The organism is Glutamicibacter sp. JL.03c (genome assembly GCF_025854375.1).
GTDB lineage: Bacteria > Actinomycetota > Actinomycetes > Actinomycetales > Micrococcaceae > Glutamicibacter.
This window is the reverse complement of sequence record NZ_CP107575.1, coordinates 3,515,373-3,532,310: the sequence shown is the minus strand read 5'-3', so window position 1 is coordinate 3,532,310 and position 16,938 is coordinate 3,515,373. Positions and strand designations below refer to the sequence as shown.

Sequence of the window (16,938 nt, the reverse complement as noted above, 5' to 3'; positions counted from 1 at the left end):
GACACCACGCACTCTGAGTCCGTCATGGAATTCGTGACGATGTCAATAACCAGCACTGGCGATGGAACAATGTCAGATATGAGAAATTGGACTGCCCGGACTGCCCGGACTGCCCGGACTGCCCGGACTGCCCGGACTGCCTGGACTGGAGATATTAAGCCGTTGCCCGGAGGCATCGTTGGTCGTCTGGTGCTGGTTCTGTTGGCCCTCGTCATGTATGTGGGGGACGTCTGGGTAGGCTCCGGAGACTCATTTGGAAAATATGGGGCGCTGAAATTGGCGCTACCTTATTTGCCGCTCGTGGCACTATCTCTTGGTGCTTTACCGGGAGCTGCCCTCTGGCTCGCATGTATATGTATTATCGCTGCAGTGGGTATGCCGGGCGCCCTTTTGGCGGGGCTAGTTTTCCCCTCAGTAATTGTTGTTGCAGGATGTTGCTACCTTCTACCTTGGCGTCAAGCAGTGCTTTTTCCTCTGCTGGGTGAAGTCCTCTTATTCTTCCTGTATTTGTTGGTTCCTGATGCTCCGTTGTTCGCGGTGGCCATGGTGGGAGTCTTTGTTGCCTTCGCTGGTGCGGCAGGACTCAGCTTGAATGCGTTTCGCCGCCGTCACGAAAGTAGCACCAAACGCATCGAGGATTTGGAAGTCGAGCAGGCAAAAATTCGCGCCAACGAACGAACCTTACTTGCACACGAGCTACACGACATCGTGGCTCATGACGTCACTATTATCGCGATGCAGGCGAGGCGCGCAGAGTTTGTGGACGACCAGAGGAAAACTTCAGAGATTCTCGAGGGAATTGGCAATTCCGCACAGCAGACATTGCAGGATCTTCGTTCGCTAGTACTGCTTCTCAAGGAAGAAGATAAAGCATCTGACGCAGCTGGCGAAAGAGCAACAGTTGGTCCGAGCATTATCGATCTGGCTGAACTTTCTGGAGAAACTACGACGGCCGTGGGTCTGGTACATGATCTGGATGCGGTGGCGGATGCGCTTCAGAGTTCAGGATATGAAGTGAAGCTCACGGTGCAGGGCGAAGTTGCCCGTATTCCAGCCAGTTTGAGGCAGGCGCTCCGCCGAACCATTCGAGAGCTGGGCACCAACGTTCTCAAACACGCGGTCCCCGCGAGCAGTGTTGAAGTGGGCCTATATGTTCGCGAGGGTAACGTTCAACTCCTAGCTACGAATGACGTATCGGACGAAAAGCCGATCGTGTCTTCAAAAACCGGGCTTGAGGCCATGCGCGCACGTTGTAGGGTTTTCGGTGGGTTTGTGGAAGCTGGCGAAGCTGATAGAGCGTGGACAACCAGCGTCACGATTCCATTAGATGGACTTTCTAAGGCAAACTAAGGGTGTAGCGCCGTGTGGTCATGGCGCCAGGTAAGAAGGAGAAGCCTTGAGCACCGTACTGCTCGTTGACGACGAAACTCTGACTCGCGAAATCTTGCGTGACTACCTTTCCTCGGATCCCACCATCCAGATCATTGGAGAAGCTGCTGACGGGAAAGCTGCTGTGCTTCAGGCTGCCGGGCTACGTCCGGACGTGATTCTCATGGACATGCAGATGCCGGTAATGGACGGGGTGGCCGCCACTGCGCAGATCCATCAAAACAATCCAGAAATCGCGATTATTGGGCTGAGTACCTTTAATACGGACCGTTACGTAGTGGACCTACTCCGTGCTGGAGCCAGCGGATATCTTGTCAAGGACGCTCAGCCTAAAGAGATCACCGAAGCAATCCACAAAGTAATGACTGGTGAATCGGTGCTTTCCGCTGAGGTAACTCGCCACGTCGTTTCCGGGCTGGCCGACTCGATTCCAGCGCAAGTTGAACCTGATGCAAAATTATCTGAGGCCCTAACTGACAAAGAGCTTGAAGTCATCGTGTTGCTTGGCAAAGGGATGAGCAATAAGGAAATGGCCGAAGAGTTGTACGTTACCGAATCGACCGTGAAGGCGCGGTTCGTTAAGGTAATGGAAAAGCTCGGAGTTCGCGACCGCGTGCAAATCCTCGTTAAGTCTATGGAATACGGGCTGTTAGATATTAGAAGGGTGCCGCGAGTCTAGCTAGCGCGTGTAATACTTCCACTTAGCTTCGGCCGAGAACTTCCAACACAGGGCGTAGTAATTGATCCATTGCGTGATCCAAGTCTTCGCGCGTTACTCGATCAAGTTCTGGTTGCGGGCTAGAGATCAATGACTGTCCCCAGTCCATGATCTGGTACTGATTCGCGGTTTGCGCCAGTTCTATCGGTGAGCGCCATGCACGACTAAGGTTTGCCAGCGCGAAGTGCTTGAGTTGTTGCACCTCGGCGTCATTCATGGCTTTGAGTTGCGCGGGCAGGGCTTGGGCGAGCATTTCGAAAACCTGCAATCCGCCGCTCCCTCGGCAAATTCCTTGCCAAGTGATGGCAGCCCGGCGTTGCACAAGACCCCGGGAAATTTGGACCGTAGCCCCGTTCCCAAGGCTCGATACCGTGCGGGGTAGCATTGCCGAAGACCCTCCCGATAATAGGCACAGTGCCAAGAAGCAGGCTGCCTCTCCGGCCTTCTGGCTTGGGTCTTGGCCGGTAATCAGTGTCTGCTGATAGCCCTGGACCATGTTTTGCTGCATTCGGCTCGGTAGCACTGCAGTTTCTGAGTCATTTCTCGGGAACAGGTCGGTAGCAGTGGCAAGGAAATTTTTGGCATCAGCGAAGGTTCCGACCAAAGCGATCGTCGGTCCGGAGACCAACGTGGAATCGAGACGCGAGGATTCGTGAGCCATGGACCGCAACCACCGCTCCAGTTGCGGCTGTTCAGCGGCAACCGTCAGAATTACTGACCCGTTGTCGCCCGAGAACTGGTGCCAAACCGGAACCGACCGGTCAGTATGGCCGAAACTCTGAGTCAACAATCGTCGAGTTTCCTGTTCATGTTGCGGGTCAGTGCGCCACGCTAGCGAGAGCACCGGGAAACTGGAACGGTCATCGGAAATTGTTAGTACTCTCTTGGCCAGGCTTCTCATGCATTCTCCTGGAGGGTTGGGGTCACATCGAGGGTATGCCACGGTTGAGTAGCTAGACGCTGCGTTGAACCTAGTAGTAGTTTGCGAAATCTTGTTGTCTGCTCCGAAAGAAGCCTTAACCGGCTCACCAGTTCATGGGCAAAGCTAGGCGATCCTCGAAGAAGCATGTCGCGAGCGGTAGTTCGTGCCAGCCGTTCATCATCATGCACGGATTTTTCAACGGTAAACAGTGCCCTTTTCGCGGCAGATAGCAAAATTGTGTCATCAACCGAGGCCAATGCTCGTAGCCTGAGCATTGGCTCCAGATCGAGTCCCGTGTCATCTACGAGGATGAATAAGTCGTTTTCGGTTAGGTCGGCTGGACCGAAGATTCCAACGCTGGAATCCAATCCGGTTTGCATTGAAAGCAGAGAAGCGGCAATCAAATCACCAAGGAACGCTTCGTTAATCGTCCGTGCGTCCGCAGCGCTGGTAGCGGCGAGCAGTCGTCTACCTGGTAAGCCAGGGTCATGAACTATTTGGTTTTTCGCCGAGTTTTGACGGGCCTCCAAGGGGTGCGATGCCGTAGCTTTTGGTGTGGATTTCGCAATCGAGACTGAACCCATTTCTTCCGCGAGGATCTCCAACATTTCGGACGGTTCTTGTGGCCCGAAAGCCACCAAAACAGCGTGTTCAGGGCGGTAGTGCTTTGCATGCAAATCTTGCAGACGCTCGACAGAAACTCTAGAAAATAAGCTCTTGTCGCCGGTACCATCGTGGCCATGCGCGTGGTCTTCCCAATATTGGCAAGTCAGGTGCGGGAACGGCAACACCTCACCAGGTGCGGGAGCCAAACGCCGGGAACGTTCGGTGCATACAGCGTGGATCTGTTCATTAATCTGCTCAGGTTTGAATGCTGGATGAAATACCTGTTCAATCACTCGGGCCGCCATGCCAGACAGATCAGAAGGTAATGCCGTTTCATAAAACTCGGTGTAGTCCATGTGAGTGTGTCCGCCCAAGACACCACCAACGCTGTTAAGTTCAGCTTCACGCTCGCTTGAGGTGATTGCCGCACTATCTTGGTAAATCAGATGCTCGAGTAAGTGAAGCATCCCTTCTTCACCCGGTTGTTCGTGCCGCATCCCTGAAGAAATGGCAAGAACGAATGTACTGTTTCGCGCTGCTGGGTTTTGAATGGCGACTGCGCGGGCACCCTGATCAAGTGTCATGCTGCGCATTTGGGCTGCCTCCAAGGGGGTCGAGTTCATGAGATTTCCTGATCAGTTGCTACCGGGTTGGATATGTAATTCGTTGCTAATCGCAAAAGCAATGCGGCCTGTTCAATTGATGCACCGGCATAGTGGTGCCAATCAAAGGCGTGGTGAACCAGTCGGAACGCACGAGCCAAGTTCAGATCAGTCAGGTTGGATACTTCGGGAAAACAGTCGAGGAGACCTTCCTCTAGCTGGTTCAACCCTGGGCCCAACAAAGGATGAAATGCCCTTAGCTCTGTAATTTCGCCCAGAACCCAGCCGAAATCGTAGATTGGGTTCGCGACGCCAGTATCTTCGCCGGTTAGTAGGCTTCCCGCTCGTGCATCGGAAGTCATGACCCAGTGGGCCATTCCGGGGCAACCGTGTACAAGTACACGATGAGGGCCTTCGCCCATTCGAATAGCCCAATCAACTAGGCGGCTCAGTCCGGCGGAGGCAAGAACGGTACGAGCTGGTTTCCAGGAGCCGTCGAGCCATGCGGCAGCGCGTTGCAAGGTGCGAGGCTTGGTGAAAGTTACTTTGGAAGCAGGACGAACATTGTGTACCTCGTTAAGCGCAGCGCCCCAGAGCTTCCCGATAGCTCGCAACTTGACCGGTTGGGGATCCAAAAGATGAATCGCGAGGGATGAACCGGCGTGGGTTCGGTAACTGCGATCCATGTTGTCGCCTTGTCCCCAAATGACCAATTCTGAATCGCGAGTTTCTTTCGTTTGCCCAGATGGCGCAAGGGTGGAAAAACCGACCGGGGCGTGTGCGCCCAGGCGATGTTGCCACGTATATACGCCGTCATGACTCGTTACTTCGGTGGCCAACAACCCTGTTTGTACCCTGAAGCCTGCGTCCGGAGTGAAGTTAACAGTCGTCATTAGCGATCCGTTGTCGAGCCGATAGTTCCAGCAATTCGTAACGTTTCGAGACGACGCAGCACTGCTGGGAAAGGTGGCGGTACCCACGCTTGAGCGATATCACTAGATTCGCTGGGTCCAGGCACCGGATCGATGACCACGAAGTTCTTTGGGGCGCGCAAAACATCCAAGATATTGGTTACCAGTGGATTGGACAGCGCGCGGGGTGGTAGCGCGGGAGCGATGCATACCGGTGCACTTGTACTGAGCGCAGCGAGTAATGAGGGGGAATCGGTAATTCCGCTGGCGAGCCGCGATGCATAGTCCAAGGTTGCGGGATAGATCAGTATGAGATCTGCCCATTCGGCTAGCTCCACATGTTCGGCGATCACCTCGTCTTCCCAATGATCGGAATGTACACGAGCACGCAAACGCGTTTCCAAGCTGTGTCGAGTGATGAAGCGGCTCGCGGAGTCTCGCATGATGATTCTGAACTGCGTGTGGGGAGCTGCGGCCAGAATCCAATCGAGCCAGAATGGCATGACTTGGGTCGCAGCAGAACCTGTCAGAACCAGCGCAACTTTACGATAGCCGAAGCCGTCCAACGAAAGATCCAGTGCCTGAGCTGGCATGGTGCTGTGCGCTGTGGTCATGGTGTTCCTCTGGGGTAGCTGTGGAATGTTGCGGCGGAGCGAATGACCGTTGCCGGCCAAGTACTCCGCCGCAGTGATTGATAGAGGTGTGTGCTAGCAACCCACGGTCAAGGTTGCGCCGATCAGAACGCCTGCGCAGAATGGGCTGGTTGCGGGGGCTTCTGCGGCTGCGTTGGCGCCGAGTTCGCTCGGTGCAGCATAGGCGGTGTGCGCCTGGGCTAGGTCGGTCAGTGCGCTGTTGTTCTCAACGATGTTGGTGTTGCTCATGATGGTTCTCCTTGATTGATTGGGTAGTGCTTGGTTTGACGGTTGGTTAATGCGTTCCCAGTGGGTTAGCAGCCGGTGCCGAGGGTAGCGCCGACGATGATGCCGATGCACAGTGGGCTGGTTGCAGGGGCTTCCGCGGCCGCGTCGGCGCCGAGTTCGTCTGGTGCGGCATAGATCGTGTGCGCCTGGGCTAAGTCGGTTAGTGCGGTGGCGTTGCTCATGATGGTGCTCCTTGATTGATTGGGTGGACTGATTCTTGTGGGTGGGTTAGCAGCCGGTGCCGAGGGTAGCGCCGACGATGATGCCGATGCACAGTGGGCTGGTTGCAGGGGCTTCTGCGGCCGCGTCGGCGCCGAGTTCGTCTGGTGCGGCATAGATCGTGTGCGCCTGGGCTAAGTCGGTTAGTGCGGTGGCGTTGCTCATGATGGTGCTCCTTAGTGATAGGCCGGCGAGACGGCATTTTTGTGATGGGTGTGTGGCCAGTGAGGAAAATTCACAGGTTGGCAGATGGCTGGTTAGGGTCGATCCGGGCCGCGGTCGCTTCTAAATTCCACGCCTGAGGTAAACCGATCTTTTCGCGGTCTTCACGGAAAAGTGCGTCGGCTAGAACCCGAGAGCGATGTTGCCCAAAGCTTAGCGACCGGTGGGACGGACGTTGATCGATACTCTCTTCGGCCAGGGCGATTCCGTTACCAAGCGGCTGGGTGAATATCGAAAGGCTATTCGGAGTGCTCGTCAGGTCTGTTATGGACCGACTGAGCATGTCTGCGATTTTTATAGCGTGCACTGCCGGTACGTAGGCAACGATCGCGTCGCTGCGGGGGTAAGCCAATGAGGATGACAGTGCTTTGAGGTGGTATCCCTTTCCCGAAGCTGCAAGCGCTCGAAGTAACGCGGGAAAGAGTTCTAAGGCTTGAGCAGGGGTTTCACAACTAAAATAGAGTCTTGCAGTGTCCGTGGAAGGCCCTGGGGAAAGCTCACCGAGAACCAGCAAATATCCTGGTGTGGTTCGAACACGCCAGCTGGGTAGACGTACGGTCAACGTCTCTTCCGCAGTGTCCCTACGTACGTCGCACTGAGGTAATAGAACCTTGACACCGCCGAGCTTCACGATGACGTGGGATTCTCCATCTACTGAAGCCGAACTTTCAAATCCACGGTCCGCTACCTGCCAGATACTTCGGTGTGGCACTAGGGGGATGAACTGCGCAGCTAGATCTTGTTCTCCGGTTGTAGGCTGGGTATCTATAAGGGGATTGCGGATGTGCAGATGCTTATAAATCTGGGCGCTCAGTTCGTTCTTGAGCTCTCCGGGACTTGACGCACCGAATTGATGCTCATCGATACTTGCCGTCATTTTCGCCAGATCCAACTGCATAGATTCTGAGATAGTAGCCAGGATGTCAGTGAAACCAGTGTCAGTTGCCGTAAGCAGGGCGTTCATTCTCAGTCCTTTCCGAAACCTAGTGCGTGGCTATATCGTGCGGGGTCCAGCAAGGCTCTACGGCCGATGCCGGCCGCTGCCCGTTCAATGCCGGGGAGCCTGGAAACCATGGCTGCCCTAGCCATTGAACGATCCACTAAATGCCACCCCAACCGTGCTGTGACGCGCAATGCCAGTTGCGTGTCATCGGTGCTGGAATTAAGCCGATAGTGGTGCCACAGCTCTTGTAGCTGCGGAACTACTGCAGCTAGCCGGTGAGATATCAGCGTTGTCGCACTGTTTTCATCAAAATATTCGGGTGGGGAATCGGCTCCGCCACGAGATGTGACCGTGTCGAGCACCGCGCGGTAAATCCATTCCCCGGCCAGTGTTCCAATGTCTCGTGCAGGGTCTCCCAGGCAGAAGTCTTCCCAATCCAACAGATTCAGCTGCGAATCGTTCAGATGAAATTGGTCCCACCGCAAATCACCGTGAATTGGTGATTTGCGGTTCGTCTCCTCAGCATCATGTAGGGCTTCGAGTGCTTGAAGAAGTTCGCCGTCCTGTTGCAACGTTGGGTACAGGCTGAGCTCTGCCAACGTGAAATCCAAGTACCTGGTACGTGTGACACCGAAGCGCAACATCTGCACCGGTAGCGTGCTACCCGCTGGTTCCAATCCGTCAGTAGGGCCTGAATGTAATCGCGCCAGTAACCTGCCGGAATCTGCCGCGAAACTCACGGGCAAAGCATCTTGGACGATCAGATGAGCCAGACTGGTTCCCGAACAGTAGTCGAACAGCAACAGGCCAGTTGATTCATCCCCTGCTAACAACTTGGGGGTGCTAGGCGCATGCTGTGGATAGTTTCTAGCAAAGGTTGAAAAGTTCATTGATCGGGCAAATGCCTGCGGTGATGTCGCAGACGTATTGAACTTCTTGACGAAGATCCGACTCCCGTCTGTTAGTTCCATGATCCAGCTGCCATTGCGTCCAGCAAATTGTGTCGGTGAAACTGTGCGGATCTGTGCCCGGCCAAGACCATCTAGTAGAGGTTGGGCCTGCTGCGCTGCCGTGGTGCCAGCTTGGGACGCTGGAGGTGAGGGATTAAGAATGACGGTCATGGCGATGCGCTTTCAGGCTATGAGGTTTGGACAGTGGCTAGGCCAGGAAGGTAGTGATGGCGTAAGCCACGGCGATGCCCATGAGGAGCAGAGCGAGATTTCGAAGGTGCTTCTTCAGCTTCGGGGATTTGGATGGGCTATTTTGCGCGGTGTTGATTTCAGGCATTGTTTTTGCCCTTTCAAAGACGTGTAGTGATCAGGTTTACGGAATTAGTATTAGTCGGCCGCGCTCAGGGAAGTACGCAGGGAGACTCGGGACCCGGTGCGCAAAGCATTGTTGCGATAAAGAAGGGTTGCAACCCAAAACAGGACAGGGATTGCCATCAAACTGAGGCCGGCGGCCGCAATCATTTGCCACATTTCAATACCGTCAAGACCGAATCGAATAGGCATCAGATAAGAGGAAAATAGCGGGACAAAGGACAGAGCATGGAGCCAGGCGTTATCAAGGTGAGTTGGTAAGACGTACAGCGAGATAACCAAAAGGACCATTTGCAATACCGACAGCGGCATGACTGCCGAAGCCAGGTCCTCCTGCCGGGCCACAGTGGCTGCCAAAGCAGTGTTGAGCAGCGCGAAGACTGCATAGCCGAGCAAGAACCACACCATGAACCACATCAATGATGGGCCCACCTGGATATCAATAAGAGAGAACCCGCCCATCACCGTGAACCCGAGTACTCCGGCACCGCCGATCACTAATAGTTGAGCCAGCGTGACCAGTCCGATACCCAGTAACTTGCCGGCAAGTAGCGGCCCGATTCCGATCTTGGTGAGCAGGATTTCAACAACTCGGGAGGACTTCTCTTCCACCACTCCGGAGGTCAAGCTTTGTGAGGAATAGACCAGAGAGGTCAGTAGCGCGCAGATCATGGCGGTGGCGAAGAGCATGCGTGGGTTCAGGTTGAAAGTATCAAGGCCCTGCGGGGAGTTGACGAGAAACCAGCCTCCAACACTTGCTGCAGCACCGACGCCCAATGTGAGCAGCCCGGTGGTCACCAGAATGGTGCGGTTTGCCGTTCGGGTGAGGATTTCCCTACGGATAACTAGTCCTGTTTCGCGTAGTGCTTGCCGTGATTTCGAAACTGTGCCGATGTTTAAGGTAGCGGTATTCATTTACTTGCCTCCGATGCTGTTGTCACTGGTTCGGTTGCGGCTGTTGTGGCCAAACCAGCCGAAATGTATTGCTTCGTGAGTAGTTCATCCAGAGAGCGTTGAACGGATTCGATGCTGCGCAGTCCACCGTGTCTCTGGGCAATGGCTAGAAGCTGCGTAGGTATGTCGCGGTCATCGCCTTCCAGGCAGACCATAACGCTGGTTCGATCTGCGGAAGACCTCGTCACGACGACGTCCCGGAGCATTGCTGTTTCAGCTGCGAAGGCATCTGCATTGTGGGAGAAGTTCAGCTGCCAACGACTTTTGCCTTCGGTTTTTAGTTCCGTGATGCTTCCGCTGGCCTTAACTCGACCTTGGTCGAGAATGCAGACCCGGTCACAGAGTCGTTCAACTAGATCCAGTTGGTGAGAAGAGAAAAGAACGCCGACTCCGCGGGCGGCTTGTTCACGGATCAATTCGCCCATGGTTGACACAGCGCTGGGATCTAAGCCAGAAAATGGTTCGTCGAGTACCAGTAGTGCTGGGTCGCCCACCAGCGAAACTGCTAACTGAACACGCTGTTGGTTGCCCAGCGAGAGATCCTGAATGAGCGTGCGTTCTCTACCCTGAAGTCCCAATGAAGAGATGAGATCATCTGCCACCGTGCGGGCAGCGGAAAGCTTATGACCTTCCAATAATGCAAAGTGGATGATCTGTTCGCGCACCGGCATTTGTGGGTAAAGTCCGCGTTCTTCAGGCATGTAACCGATGTTGCGACGATCCTGGGCGGAGATGGGTTTGCCATCCCACGTAATTTGTCCTTGATCGGCGCTCAGTAGTCCCAAGATCAACCTCATGCTGGTTGTCTTGCCGGCACCATTGCCTCCGATGAAACCGACGATCTCGCCGCGCTGGACCGAAAGATCCATGCTGTGCAAGACGGTACGGTCCCCGAAGCTGCGACTAACGCCGGTTAGCTGCAATCCGTTCATGATGGGCCCTTCCTGGTTTGGAATCGTTGTTGTTGATATCGACTGTATTAGCGGTTGAATCAAGCGACCCTGTACTTCCGTACAGTCTTGCGGTGTACAAAAGTTCAACGATTCTTGGCCCAAGAAGATCGGGTCGGTAGAGAGGCATATTGCTTTCTACATCTGGGGAGAACGGAAGAGTTCTGAGGGATTTGCAGGGACAGAATAAATCCAGCTGACAGTAGATAATTTGCGAGAACTGTTCTTTTGTATAGGTGCGAGACCGCGACCTCGATGAAAAGTAGTTGGTGGCATGCGAATGCCACGACAGATCATCCTCGCATTCACGAGTACGGAGAACACTAAATGTCTAACCTGCTTTTCACTTTCACCTTCGCCTTGAACTCGATTGCGACCAACGTGGCAGAGCCGGCGTTCTCGTCTGCCATCGTTTGTGGTACTTTTCCGCTGTTTTGCTAAGAGAATGAAAGTGATCTGAGGCCAAGGTTGGGGCTACAGCAACTTTAACTAGCGATACCATTGAACTCATGGAATCGATGACTGAACTGGTGATTGCACGACAGTTTTCCGCTCCGAAAACCGCCGTGTGGGCAGCTTTTGTAGAGCCTGAAATCATCGCGCAATGGTGGGGTCCACATGGCTGGGCAGTCAACGAAGGGTCCGTCGTTTTTGAAGCCAAAGTTGGCGGCCGCCACGAACTGGAAATGGTGCAGGTCGGCAACCCAGAGGCCAAGGTGCCGCTGAAAGCGGTGCTAACCACTTTTGATGAGTACGAGTGCCTGGTCAGTGCCGACGGACCTCATGAGATGACACTGGACCTTGTCATTGAAACCCGCATCGAGTTCAAGGAATTCGCGGGCCAGACCATGCTGACCCTGACTCAGGGCCCATTGCCCTACGAGGTGGTTGATTCGAGCACCAAGGCTTGGCATTCAGCACTGGGCAAGCTTGAATCGTTGCTCGCTGAATACTTCTAGACTGCCAACCCTACGGTTCACTGCTTCACGAAGTAGCTGCGGATCTGCTTGATCTTTGCGGTTTTGCCGGCGGAAGCGAATCTCAGGACGTGGCTGAAGTGGGTCACGGAATTATTAGTGTCGTAGCTTTGGCCATCAGCGCTTCCTTCCGCACCGTGCGTTAGCACGCTGAGAAACTGCACAGTTCGCGTTTCTGGTGCCGCAAGTATCCATTCGCGCACTGCATCCAAGCCGTCCAAGGGTCGAATTCCAGCGACGATCCACCGAACGTCCGGTGAAAGCCATTGTTCAAGTACGGGCAAGTCTTTGCGGTAAATCGTGGCTAGAACTTCGGTAATGATCTGATGCCGTGGAGCATTGCCACACGTTGAAGGGACTTCTACGTTCATTGGATTTCCCCTAGCCCCGTCCGATATAGGGCATGCCACCGGCGGTAATGGTGAACTGATTAATTGAGGTTCCCAGGGGAACCGCGGCGATATAGGCGATGGCCTGTGCCGCCTCTTCCAGCGGGAAGGTCGGCTCAACCATGCGCTGGCCACTGGGCTGCAAGGCCCCGGAATGAGCGCCAAAATCATCGAGCAGGTCACTGGCCGTATTGCCGATATCCACCTGCGTGGCACGGATGCGATAAGGGCGGCCATCAAGCTCCAACGCCTTGGTCAGCCCCGCGATTCCGTGTTTGGTCACCGTGTAGGCCACCGAATTCACCCGCGGAACCTGAGCCGAAATCGAGCCGTTGTTGATGATGCGGCCACCACCATGGGCTTTGAAATGCGCAAAGGCAGCACGGGCCGCGTTGATAGCTCCGGTCAGATTGATCTGGCTCACCTGCTCCCATTGCTCAGGGCTCAGTTCATCAATCGGCACCGATGGCCCGAAGATTCCAGCGTTATTAAAGAGCACGTCGACCGAGCCGAATCGAGCATGCGCCGCGGCGAAAAGCTCATCCACGGCTCCCGCATCGGTGACATCGGCCGGATGCACCAAAGCCGATGGATGCGACTGCGCGGCCTCTTCCAAGGTGGCCTCGGTGCGCCCTGCCAGCGCAACATTCCAACCCTGCGATAGGAGCAAGCGTGCGGTGGCACGTCCGATGCCTGAACCGGCACCAGTGATCACCACGGTGCGAGCCTGCCCATGCGGACGAGGGGACTGGGACATCTTTTCTCCTTGCCAGGTTCCAACTGCATCGGTGTAGCGTGCCTTCTCCCATCCTAGGAACCTCTGCCGGCAATACCCAGTCCAGACACCGGATGTTGCGTGGCCGCTGTGGCCGGATGGAGCCAAAGCTGCCCAAGCAACTAGGGTTGATATGTCCGGCCCACAGCATCTTGGCCGGTCAACCTTCAAAGGAGTCTTGTGTTCGTCGACGTGCTCTACGGTGTCTTGCCGCTGTTCTTCATCATGCTCATCGGCTACGGCACGAGTTACGCACCCAAATTTCCGGCCTCCGTCGAACCGGCACTGAACGTCTTCGTGTTCTACGTGGCCTTGCCTGCGCTGCTGTACAAAGTGGTGGCCCGCGCCGACATCAGCCAGGGGGTGCCCTTCTCATTCCTCTGGATCAGCATTGCCGCGACACTGCTCTTTGCCGGGCTCAGCTGGATCCTGTTCAGATACCTGCTGCGCGTGGGGAAAGCCCGCGCGCTTGCCGGAATGCTCACCACGAGTTTTGGCAACGTTTCCTATCTCGGTATTCCGGTGATCCTGGGGGTGATGGGCCCGCAGGCCGGCTTCGCCGCCGGGATGGGCCAGCTGGTGCACAACATCATCTTCATGGTCGGGTTCCCGATCCTCGCGCAGATCATGCTGCCTGCCGGGGCTGGTGCAGGGCAGCATCCTGCCAGCGGATCCCGGCTTTCGCGCACCATTCGCAACGCGCTGCTGTATAGCCCGGTCACGTGGGCCATGGTCATCGGCGGTGCCGTGGTGCTCTCGGGAATCCGCGTGCCGGATCCCATTGACGACACCATTGACCTGCTCTCCGCCGCCGCGGCTCCCGGAGCGCTCTTTGTCATCGGCATGTCCCTGAAACGCACCATCGAACGTTCACGCGCGGCCAGGAATGCGCCAGTGAAATCGGCTACGGCGCCGGCTGCGCGGGCCAAGAGCTCCATGCTGGCCATGATCATCGGCAAACTGGTGGCGCTGCCACTGCTCACCGTGCTGATGCTCCAGCTTTTTGCCCCCGGCCTGGACCGCGTGTGGTTCAACGCGGCGGTATTGATGGCCGCCATGCCGGTCAGCGCCACCGCCTACATCATGGCGCACAACGACACTGGAGATGGCGAACCCACGGCGGTGGCTATCGTGATCACCTGCCTGTTGTCCGTTATTGCATTGCCTGTGCTGGCCCAGCTGGTCCTAAAGTAATCAGCCACCGCAGCCGCACAACAGGAATATGTCTTCGGTGGCCCAGGTTTCCATGGTCTGGTCCGGAAGAGCCGTGAGTTCCGCCAATGGGGCACCTGGGAGTCAATGGGGTGTTTCCGCAATGGCCCAGTCGTGGGAATGCTTGGCTGCGCGAAACACCGTGTTCGCTGATTTTCTGGACTGCAACGGAGGGATAAAGCGGGCTCGGAAATCTCGTAAGCCAGGACGCAGCGGCAGCGGTGGACAAGCAGCTCAATGAATAGGAGCCGACACCAAAAGAGCTGGCGTCAACTCTCAAAGAGCGCGTGTATGTTGCCTTCACTGCGCTCGCCGTCATGATTGCCAGTGCTTCTCACGGACACGAGCCAACGGCCGGTGCCGCGGCACTGAGCCTCGTCGAGACTGTCGTTGCGGTGTTGATGGCGAGTTTCGTCGCGGACATCATCGCGAGCTTTACGCTGCTGATGGTGTTACTGGCCGCAGCTGGCGTTGTTGTCATCCTGCTGCAGCTGCTAGCCCATTCCTAGCCGGGAGTAGCTGGCCTTAGCTGCCGGCGGAGGCCCCAAGAATCTTGGTCCACAGCGACGGTGCGGTGCTGGAGATCCTAGGCTGCCGGACAATGTCCGGATCCAGGTTGTCGATGGACTGAAACAGTCCCGTGCGCAATGCCTCAGTCATTCCCAGGGGGCGATTCTCTTCGGCGGAGAAGTTAAATTTTGTCGGGTTGGTGGCGGTCATGGTTCCCTCCTTCGGCTGGCAATACTTTCGTATCGTGAAAACTATCTTTTATCTAGTGAAACTATTATGTGAGGCTCGACAGGGTGTTGGCAAGGGGTCTGGGCAAATAGTTTCGCGGTCGCGTGAAGATTATTTAACAAAATAAGGACGTGTAAATTTTTCGGTTTTTCTCTTGACGCAACCGCTGTGAAGTGGATTACAGTTGAGCAACAAGGTTCCACGAAACCAGCATCGAGTCGAAGCCGAAATCATGATTTTCGGTGGTAAGGGTGTTCAGCCAAGGTCCGTGGAATGTCGACCGAAGAAAAGAGCTGATCACCCGATGCACCTCGACGCATTCAACGAACTCTCCGCAGCTGAAGCAGAAACTTTCCTTCGGCCCTGCGTTGATGTCGACCGCTGGATCAACGAACTGATCTCCGCTCGTCCCTTCGCTGACCGGGACGAACTCGCTTCCTATGCGCTGAGTGGCATCACCCCCTTTGAACCGCAGGAGCTGGACCCCGCTTTGGCGCAGCACCCGCGCATCGGCGAACGAGCACAGGGCGAAAGCAAGGAAGCGGATCTTTCTCGCGGCGAGCAATCAACTTTGAATCTGGATGGGGACGCCACCGCGCGCTTGAAAGCAGCGAACCAGGACTACGAGCAGCGCTTTGACCGCGTGTTCCTCATCCGTGCCGCCGGTCGCAGCACCGAAGAGATCTTGGCCGAATGCGAACGCCGGCTGGCGAACGACGACGCCACCGAACTTGCCGAAGTCGCCACGCAGCTGCGTGAAATAGCCGTTCTTCGGCTCAACGACCTAATTACCGACTAATTCCCTCCAACTTCTAGGAGATGACCATGGCGGATGACAGCGCAGAGCGCAGCCACATCACCACCCACATACTCGACACCGGGACCGGGAGGCCTGCCTCCGGTGTCAAGGCCACGCTGGAAGCCAAGTCGGCATCCGGCTGGCAAGAAATCGGAACAGGTGCAACCGATGCGGATGGACGCATCAAGAACCTTGGGCCGATACAGGTTGAAGCCGGCCGCTACCGGATTTCTTTTGAAACCGGGGACTACTTCGGGAAGCAGGGAACGGAAAGCTTCTTCCCCGCGGTAACTATCGACTTCTTCGTGAATAACGTCGATGAGCATTACCACGTACCTCTTCTTATCAGCCCGTTTGCATATTCCACGTACCGAGGGAGCTAGAACAATGACTACCGAAATCACTGCCCCAACCCAGACCAAGATCGTGCTTGGATCCAACCAGTACGGCAAGGCGGAAGTACGCCTGGTCAAGATCACCCGCGACACCGCGCGCCATCAGATCCAGGATCTGAATGTCACCAGCCAGCTGCACGGCGACTTCAGCGCAGCCCACCAGGACGGCGACAACTCCCGCGTTGTCGCCACCGACACGCAGAAGAACACCGTGTACGGTCTGGCCCGCAATGGCGTGGGCTCCGTAGAGGAATTCCTCGTGAAACTCGGAGAGCACTTCACCGGCGAATTCGACTGGATCACCGGTGGCCGCTGGGCAGCGCAGCAGTTCTTCTGGGACCGCATCAACGATCACGACCACGCATTCTCGCAGAACAAATCCGAGGTCCGCACCGCGGTCCTGGAAATCGACGCGCAGGGCAAGAAGTCCATTGTTGCCGGCCTTGAGGATCTCACGGTCCTGAAGTCCACCGGAAGCGAGTTCCACGGCTTCCCGAGGGACAAGTACACGACCCTGAAGGAAACGACCGACCGCATCCTGGCCACCGACGTGACCGCACGCTGGCGCTACACCGAGGAGGCCATCGCCGAAGGCATCGACTTTGACGGCGTGTATTCCTCGGTGCGCAACCTGCTGCTCACGCAGTTCGCGCAGACCCACTCCTACGCACTGCAGCAGACCATGTTCCAGATGGGCCAGGCAGTTCTGGAAGCCCACCCGGAAATCGCCGAGATCAAGATGTCCCTGCCGAACAAGCACCACTTCCTTGTGGACCTGGAACCCTTCGGCCAGGACAACCCCAACGAGGTCTTCTTCGCCGCGGACCGCCCTTACGGATTGATCGAAGCGACCATCACCCGTGAAGGCACCGAAGCGAATCATCCGATCTGGGCCAATATTCCGGCATTTATCTAACCGAACAGCGTTGAGGGTGTGCCGGTGCGGACACACCGGCACACCCTTGGCAGCGACTG

Annotated in this window: 23 protein-coding genes; 8 read left to right on the top strand and 15 right to left on the bottom strand. The window is 56.0% G+C overall.

What is annotated here, in order from left to right:
• The first annotated feature begins 162 nt into the window (after window positions 1-162).
• Together OF385_RS16355 and OF385_RS16350 are read left to right on the top strand one after the other, a co-directional pair.
• Entirely contained in the window at window positions 163-1,350 is a 1,188-nt protein-coding gene (locus tag OF385_RS16355) for a sensor histidine kinase (RefSeq protein ID WP_264276358.1), read from the top strand.
• 46 nt (window positions 1,351-1,396) lie between these two features.
• Window positions 1,397-2,068 (top strand): response regulator, encoded by a 672-nt coding sequence (locus OF385_RS16350; protein WP_264276357.1) that lies wholly within the window; start codon window positions 1,397-1,399, stop codon window positions 2,066-2,068.
• A gap of 22 nt (window positions 2,069-2,090) precedes the next feature.
• On the opposite strand, the gene OF385_RS16345 is transcribed toward OF385_RS16350, so the two are convergent.
• From OF385_RS16345 to OF385_RS16290, 12 genes are all read right to left on the bottom strand, one after another.
• Complete coding sequence (locus OF385_RS16345; RefSeq protein ID WP_264276356.1) at window positions 2,091-3,008, bottom strand: hypothetical protein; 918 nt, start codon at window positions 3,006-3,008, stop codon at window positions 2,091-2,093.
• Window positions 3,005-4,258 (bottom strand): M16 family metallopeptidase, encoded by a 1,254-nt coding sequence (locus OF385_RS16340; RefSeq protein WP_264276355.1) that lies wholly within the window; start codon window positions 4,256-4,258, stop codon window positions 3,005-3,007. Before OF385_RS16340 ends, OF385_RS16345 begins: the two co-directional genes overlap by 4 nt.
• Window positions 4,255-5,130 carry a hypothetical protein gene (locus OF385_RS16335; RefSeq protein WP_264276354.1) on the bottom strand — a complete coding sequence of 292 codons (876 nt, stop codon included), beginning with the start codon at window positions 5,128-5,130 and terminating at the stop codon, window positions 4,255-4,257. The genes OF385_RS16340 and OF385_RS16335 overlap by 4 nt, the downstream gene beginning before the upstream one ends.
• Complete coding sequence (locus OF385_RS16330; protein WP_264276353.1) at window positions 5,130-5,762, bottom strand: flavoprotein; 633 nt, start codon at window positions 5,760-5,762, stop codon at window positions 5,130-5,132. The genes OF385_RS16335 and OF385_RS16330 overlap by 1 nt, the downstream gene beginning before the upstream one ends.
• A 93-nt stretch (window positions 5,763-5,855) precedes the next feature.
• Window positions 5,856-6,029, bottom strand: coding sequence for a hypothetical protein (locus tag OF385_RS16325; protein ID WP_264276352.1), 174 nt, complete (start codon window positions 6,027-6,029; stop codon window positions 5,856-5,858).
• A 65-nt stretch (window positions 6,030-6,094) separates the two neighbouring features.
• Window positions 6,095-6,250 (bottom strand): hypothetical protein, encoded by a 156-nt coding sequence (locus OF385_RS16320; protein ID WP_022874556.1) that lies wholly within the window; start codon window positions 6,248-6,250, stop codon window positions 6,095-6,097.
• 46 nt (window positions 6,251-6,296) lie between these two features.
• The gene (locus OF385_RS16315; RefSeq protein WP_022874556.1) at window positions 6,297-6,452 is read right to left on the bottom strand and encodes a hypothetical protein; all 156 of its coding nucleotides are present in this window, start codon (window positions 6,450-6,452) and stop codon (window positions 6,297-6,299) included.
• 70 nt (window positions 6,453-6,522) lie between these two features.
• Window positions 6,523-7,473 carry a T3SS effector HopA1 family protein gene (locus OF385_RS16310; protein WP_264276351.1) on the bottom strand — a complete coding sequence of 317 codons (951 nt, stop codon included), beginning with the start codon at window positions 7,471-7,473 and terminating at the stop codon, window positions 6,523-6,525.
• Between the two features lie 2 nt (window positions 7,474-7,475).
• Complete coding sequence (lxmK, locus tag OF385_RS16305) at window positions 7,476-8,573, bottom strand: class V lanthionine synthetase subunit LxmK (protein WP_264276350.1); 1,098 nt, start codon at window positions 8,571-8,573, stop codon at window positions 7,476-7,478.
• A 37-nt stretch (window positions 8,574-8,610) separates the two neighbouring features.
• Window positions 8,611-8,739: a hypothetical protein gene (locus tag OF385_RS16300; protein WP_264276349.1), complete on the bottom strand. Its 129-nt coding sequence runs from the start codon at window positions 8,737-8,739 to the stop codon at window positions 8,611-8,613.
• A 50-nt stretch (window positions 8,740-8,789) separates the two neighbouring features.
• A complete protein-coding gene (locus OF385_RS16295; RefSeq protein WP_022874560.1) occupies window positions 8,790-9,689 on the bottom strand; it encodes an ABC transporter permease in 900 nt (299 codons plus the stop codon).
• Complete coding sequence (locus OF385_RS16290) at window positions 9,686-10,660, bottom strand: ABC transporter ATP-binding protein (protein ID WP_264276348.1); 975 nt, start codon at window positions 10,658-10,660, stop codon at window positions 9,686-9,688. Before OF385_RS16290 ends, OF385_RS16295 begins: the two co-directional genes overlap by 4 nt.
• A gap of 527 nt (window positions 10,661-11,187) precedes the next feature.
• On the opposite strand from OF385_RS16290, the gene OF385_RS16285 reads away from it, so the two are divergent.
• Window positions 11,188-11,637 carry an SRPBCC family protein gene (locus OF385_RS16285; RefSeq protein WP_264276347.1) on the top strand — a complete coding sequence of 150 codons (450 nt, stop codon included), beginning with the start codon at window positions 11,188-11,190 and terminating at the stop codon, window positions 11,635-11,637.
• 17 nt (window positions 11,638-11,654) lie between these two features.
• On the opposite strand, the gene OF385_RS16280 is transcribed toward OF385_RS16285, so the two are convergent.
• Both OF385_RS16280 and OF385_RS16275 read right to left on the bottom strand, forming a co-directional pair.
• Window positions 11,655-12,026 carry a nuclear transport factor 2 family protein gene (locus tag OF385_RS16280; protein WP_264276346.1) on the bottom strand — a complete coding sequence of 124 codons (372 nt, stop codon included), beginning with the start codon at window positions 12,024-12,026 and terminating at the stop codon, window positions 11,655-11,657.
• Between the two features lie 10 nt (window positions 12,027-12,036).
• Window positions 12,037-12,801 carry an SDR family oxidoreductase gene (locus OF385_RS16275; RefSeq protein ID WP_264276345.1) on the bottom strand — a complete coding sequence of 255 codons (765 nt, stop codon included), beginning with the start codon at window positions 12,799-12,801 and terminating at the stop codon, window positions 12,037-12,039.
• Window positions 12,802-12,999: 198 nt separating this feature from the next.
• On the opposite strand from OF385_RS16275, the gene OF385_RS16270 reads away from it, so the two are divergent.
• On the top strand, window positions 13,000-14,013 hold the full coding sequence (locus OF385_RS16270) for an AEC family transporter (protein WP_264276344.1): 1,014 nt from the start codon (window positions 13,000-13,002) through the stop codon (window positions 14,011-14,013).
• A 305-nt stretch (window positions 14,014-14,318) separates the two neighbouring features.
• Complete coding sequence (locus OF385_RS16265) at window positions 14,319-14,540, top strand: hypothetical protein (RefSeq protein WP_264276343.1); 222 nt, start codon at window positions 14,319-14,321, stop codon at window positions 14,538-14,540.
• Between the two features lie 16 nt (window positions 14,541-14,556).
• Here the strand turns inward: OF385_RS16265 and OF385_RS16260 are convergent, their stop codons facing one another.
• Window positions 14,557-14,751 carry a hypothetical protein gene (locus OF385_RS16260; RefSeq protein WP_264276342.1) on the bottom strand — a complete coding sequence of 65 codons (195 nt, stop codon included), beginning with the start codon at window positions 14,749-14,751 and terminating at the stop codon, window positions 14,557-14,559.
• A gap of 322 nt (window positions 14,752-15,073) precedes the next feature.
• Here OF385_RS16260 and uraD point away from each other — a divergent pair, with 322 nt between their 5' ends.
• Genes uraD through pucL form a run of 3 tightly spaced genes read left to right on the top strand, consistent with a single transcriptional unit; the run spans window position 15,074 to window position 16,879 of the window.
• Complete coding sequence (gene uraD, locus OF385_RS16255; RefSeq protein ID WP_264276341.1) at window positions 15,074-15,568, top strand: 2-oxo-4-hydroxy-4-carboxy-5-ureidoimidazoline decarboxylase; 495 nt, start codon at window positions 15,074-15,076, stop codon at window positions 15,566-15,568.
• Window positions 15,569-15,594: 26 nt separating this feature from the next.
• Window positions 15,595-15,951 carry a hydroxyisourate hydrolase gene (uraH, locus tag OF385_RS16250; RefSeq protein WP_264276340.1) on the top strand — a complete coding sequence of 119 codons (357 nt, stop codon included), beginning with the start codon at window positions 15,595-15,597 and terminating at the stop codon, window positions 15,949-15,951.
• A 4-nt stretch (window positions 15,952-15,955) separates the two neighbouring features.
• Entirely contained in the window at window positions 15,956-16,879 is a 924-nt protein-coding gene (gene pucL, locus OF385_RS16245) for a factor-independent urate hydroxylase (protein WP_264276339.1), read from the top strand.
• Window positions 16,880-16,938 lie beyond the last annotated feature (59 nt).

Coding starts and splice junctions, on each gene's coding strand:
- OF385_RS16335 (WP_264276354.1), bottom strand. CDS start 5,130: ATGACGACTGTTAACTTCACTCCGGACGCAGGCTTCAGGGTACAAACA.
- OF385_RS16315 (WP_022874556.1), bottom strand. CDS start 6,452: ATGAGCAACGCCACCGCACTAACCGACTTAGCCCAGGCGCACACGATC.
- uraD (WP_264276341.1), top strand. CDS start 15,074: ATGCACCTCGACGCATTCAACGAACTCTCCGCAGCTGAAGCAGAAACT.
- uraH (WP_264276340.1), top strand. CDS start 15,595: ATGGCGGATGACAGCGCAGAGCGCAGCCACATCACCACCCACATACTC.
- OF385_RS16290 (WP_264276348.1), bottom strand. CDS start 10,660: ATGAACGGATTGCAGCTAACCGGCGTTAGTCGCAGCTTCGGGGACCGT.
- OF385_RS16345 (WP_264276356.1), bottom strand. CDS start 3,008: ATGAGAAGCCTGGCCAAGAGAGTACTAACAATTTCCGATGACCGTTCC.
- OF385_RS16320 (WP_022874556.1), bottom strand. CDS start 6,250: ATGAGCAACGCCACCGCACTAACCGACTTAGCCCAGGCGCACACGATC.
- OF385_RS16275 (WP_264276345.1), bottom strand. CDS start 12,801: ATGTCCCAGTCCCCTCGTCCGCATGGGCAGGCTCGCACCGTGGTGATC.
- OF385_RS16285 (WP_264276347.1), top strand. CDS start 11,188: ATGGAATCGATGACTGAACTGGTGATTGCACGACAGTTTTCCGCTCCG.
- OF385_RS16300 (WP_264276349.1), bottom strand. CDS start 8,739: ATGCCTGAAATCAACACCGCGCAAAATAGCCCATCCAAATCCCCGAAG.
- pucL (WP_264276339.1), top strand. CDS start 15,956: ATGACTACCGAAATCACTGCCCCAACCCAGACCAAGATCGTGCTTGGA.
- OF385_RS16260 (WP_264276342.1), bottom strand. CDS start 14,751: ATGACCGCCACCAACCCGACAAAATTTAACTTCTCCGCCGAAGAGAAT.
- lxmK (WP_264276350.1), bottom strand. CDS start 8,573: ATGACCGTCATTCTTAATCCCTCACCTCCAGCGTCCCAAGCTGGCACC.
- OF385_RS16325 (WP_264276352.1), bottom strand. CDS start 6,029: ATGAGCAACACCAACATCGTTGAGAACAACAGCGCACTGACCGACCTA.
- OF385_RS16310 (WP_264276351.1), bottom strand. CDS start 7,473: ATGAACGCCCTGCTTACGGCAACTGACACTGGTTTCACTGACATCCTG.
- OF385_RS16295 (WP_022874560.1), bottom strand. CDS start 9,689: ATGAATACCGCTACCTTAAACATCGGCACAGTTTCGAAATCACGGCAA.
- OF385_RS16340 (WP_264276355.1), bottom strand. CDS start 4,258: ATGAACTCGACCCCCTTGGAGGCAGCCCAAATGCGCAGCATGACACTT.
- OF385_RS16280 (WP_264276346.1), bottom strand. CDS start 12,026: ATGAACGTAGAAGTCCCTTCAACGTGTGGCAATGCTCCACGGCATCAG.
- OF385_RS16330 (WP_264276353.1), bottom strand. CDS start 5,762: ATGACCACAGCGCACAGCACCATGCCAGCTCAGGCACTGGATCTTTCG.